This window comes from Nocardioides sp., assembly GCF_041600255.1.
Lineage (GTDB): Bacteria > Actinomycetota > Actinomycetes > Propionibacteriales > Nocardioidaceae > Nocardioides.
Map to the genome: position 1 here is coordinate 1 of NZ_JBFIKK010000229.1, position 2,605 is coordinate 2,605.

Annotated in this window: 4 protein-coding genes; 2 read left to right on the forward strand and 2 right to left on the reverse strand. The window is 72.6% G+C overall.

The genetic code is table 11. The annotated features are described in order from the left end of the window. The first annotated feature begins 1 nt into the window (after position 1). Positions 2 to 895, forward strand: coding sequence for a zinc metalloprotease (locus ABZE72_RS16590; protein WP_372730142.1), 894 nt, complete (start codon positions 2 to 4; stop codon positions 893 to 895). A gap of 224 nt (positions 896 to 1,119) precedes the next feature. Here the strand turns inward: ABZE72_RS16590 and ABZE72_RS16595 are convergent, their stop codons facing one another. Both ABZE72_RS16595 and ABZE72_RS16600 read right to left on the reverse strand, forming a co-directional pair. Next, positions 1,120 to 1,554, reverse strand: coding sequence for a DUF4439 domain-containing protein (locus tag ABZE72_RS16595; protein WP_372730143.1), 435 nt, complete (start codon positions 1,552 to 1,554; stop codon positions 1,120 to 1,122). Beyond that, complete coding sequence (locus ABZE72_RS16600; protein WP_372730144.1) at positions 1,551 to 2,120, reverse strand: hypothetical protein; 570 nt, start codon at positions 2,118 to 2,120, stop codon at positions 1,551 to 1,553. Before ABZE72_RS16600 ends, ABZE72_RS16595 begins: the two co-directional genes overlap by 4 nt. A gap of 88 nt (positions 2,121 to 2,208) precedes the next feature. On the opposite strand from ABZE72_RS16600, the gene rimP reads away from it, so the two are divergent. Further along, positions 2,209 to 2,605: ribosome maturation factor RimP (rimP, locus tag ABZE72_RS16605; protein ID WP_372730145.1), on the forward strand; the 397-nt coding region annotated here is incomplete at its 3' end.

Consider the following 2,605-nt stretch of genomic DNA (forward strand, 5'->3'; position numbering starts at 1 on the left):
CCTGGCCCTCCTCGGGACCGGGCTCACCGCCCCGGCCTCGGCTCAGGTACCCGCCCGCGAGGCGGGCTCGAACTGCCTGGTCACCGACGACCACGACTCGGCCGACGCCGCCCGGGGTGGGCGCTCGGGCCTGGACCACCGCGACCTGAGCGCCCAGGAGCTGCGCGCCGTCGAACGGTCCACGAAGGCGCGGCTGCGCGCTCGCGGGATCACCCCGGCAGCCGCCGCGGCCGCCGTTGCCACCGTGCCGGTCTACGTCCACGTGATGCGCGACAGCTCCGGCAACGGCGACGTGACGGACGCCCAGATCAGCCAGCAGATCAGCGTGCTCAACGCCAGCTTCGGCGGCCAGAAGTCACCCGAGGCGGCCGACACCGGGTTCACGTTCACCCTTGCCGGCATCGATCGGTTCAACAACACGAACTGGCACCGTGACAAGCAGAGCACGACCTACCGGTCGCAGACCCGCCAGGGCGGCCGCAACGCCCTGAACATCTGGCTGGTCAACTTCTCCTACCTCGGCATCGCCACGTTCCCGTGGGACTACGCCTCGCAGCCCGCCATCGACGGCATCCGGGTCCAGTACACCTCGCTCCCGGGCGGGTCAGCCACCAACTACAACCTCGGTGAGACCGCCACCCACGAGGTCGGCCACTGGTTGGGGCTCTACCACACGTTCCAGGGCGGCTGCACCAGCACGAACGACCAGGTCGCCGACACCCCGGCCCAGTCCAGCTCGACGAGCGGCTGTCCCGCCGGCCGGGACTCCTGCTCGCTGCCCGGGCTCGACCCGATCCACAACTACATGGACTACAGCTACGACAGTTGCTACAACCAGTTCACCGCAGGTCAGAGCTCCCGGATGTCCCAGATGTGGACGGCGTACCGGGCCTGAGCCTGCTCCGCCCCGACCGCACCCCCGCACTGAGCGCCCCGACCGCCCCGGGCGGGCTGGGCGGGCCGACGACGGCCGGGCACCCCTCCACTGCAAGTTTGTGCAATGCACAGACTTGAGGAAACCGGCGGGTGCGTGCCCGGCCGTCGGTGCTGCATCCTCGTCGCGGAGGGAGTCGCGTACGGAGCCCGTGCGTGCTACTCATCTGCGTCTCAGACGCATTGTCAGCGGTTCGCGAACTCGTCGGCTCCGGGGAGCATCTCGGGCGCCCCCCGAAACGAGAGTTCGCGAACCGCTGTCTGCGTCAGGGCGCCGATCGCCCGCCGCCGGGTCTCCCCGCTGCTCTGGGTCACCAGCCAGGCGTACGTCCGGGCGACTGCCCGCTCCACCTCCAGCGCCGCCGCCGCCACCGCTGACGGGCCCCCCAGCGCTCCGGGAGCCTCGTACGCCGGCGCAGCGGCGACCGGTTCCGCGCCCAGGTCCTCGATCTCGCGACGTAGCGCATCGCGCTGACCCCGATGGGCGTCGTAGGCGGCGGACACGGCCCGGAAGAGGGCGGGTGCGCCGGCAGCGGAGGTCCGGGCTCCGAGCACCCCGTGCAGGTAGAGCGCCGCGTGCTCGGCCTCGAGCGCGGTCTGCAGCGCGGCCACCGGGCTCATCGGGCACCGTCCGAGGTGGTGCGCGACGCCCGTGGCCACCGAGCGAGCTGCTGGGCCACCGCTGCCGACATCGAGGCCAGCAGCCCCGCCAGTGCGCCGCTCTCGGCGGCGACGGCGGCGTCGGCGAGCCGCTTCTGCAGGCGCCGCTCCCGCGACCGCAGGGCGTGCAGGGCCCGGGCCTCGACCGCCCGGACCGGCTGTTCGGCGACCTCGCCCTGGCCCTGCTCCCGGTCCTCCTCGGCGTTGTCTGCGGAGTCCTCCCCGGCGCCCTCCAGCAGTTCCAGGTGGTGGCCGTGCAGCTCGACGAGTCGAGCCGTCACGTCGCTCAGCCCCGGGTGTGCGGTGGCGGTGCGCTCCAGCAGCCCGAGGACCCCGAGGAACTCGGAGCGCAGGCCGTCCACCAGTGCGACATCGGCGCCGGGGGAGGCGGCGACGTCCTGGCCCGCAGGCCCGCGCAGGTCGCGTCCCAGGTCGCATCCGGTGCCCGCGAGGACCACGACGGCTCCGCCGAGGACACCCCCGAGGCTCGCCCGCCGCGTCGCGTAGGTACGACGTTCGACACACACGGCGCTGACCCTATCCCCGCGAGGTCGGGGAGGTGCCCGGCAGCCGCTATCGTGGTGTTTCGACAACAGCACAAGGAGGTCGCCCCCCGTGAGCAGTGCCAAGCAGGATGCCGTCCGGGACCGGATCGAAGCGGAGCTCGTCGACCCCTTGGGAGCGCTGGGTCTCGACATCGAGGCCGTCGAGGTCACCCCCGCGGGCAAGCGTCGGATCGTGCGCATCGCGGTGGACCAGGACGGGGGAGTGACGCTCGACGACGTCGCCGACGCCACCCGCGCCGTGTCGGAGGTGCTGGACGAGTCCGACGTCCTGGGCGAGCAGCCCTACACCCTCGAGGTCACCTCCCGCGGAGTCGACCGGCCGCTCACGCTGCCGCGTCACTGGCGCCGCAACACCGACCGCCTGGTCGCGGTGCACCTCACCGACGACACCGACCTCACCGGTCGGATCACCACCTCCGACGACGCGGGCGTGACCCTCGACGTCG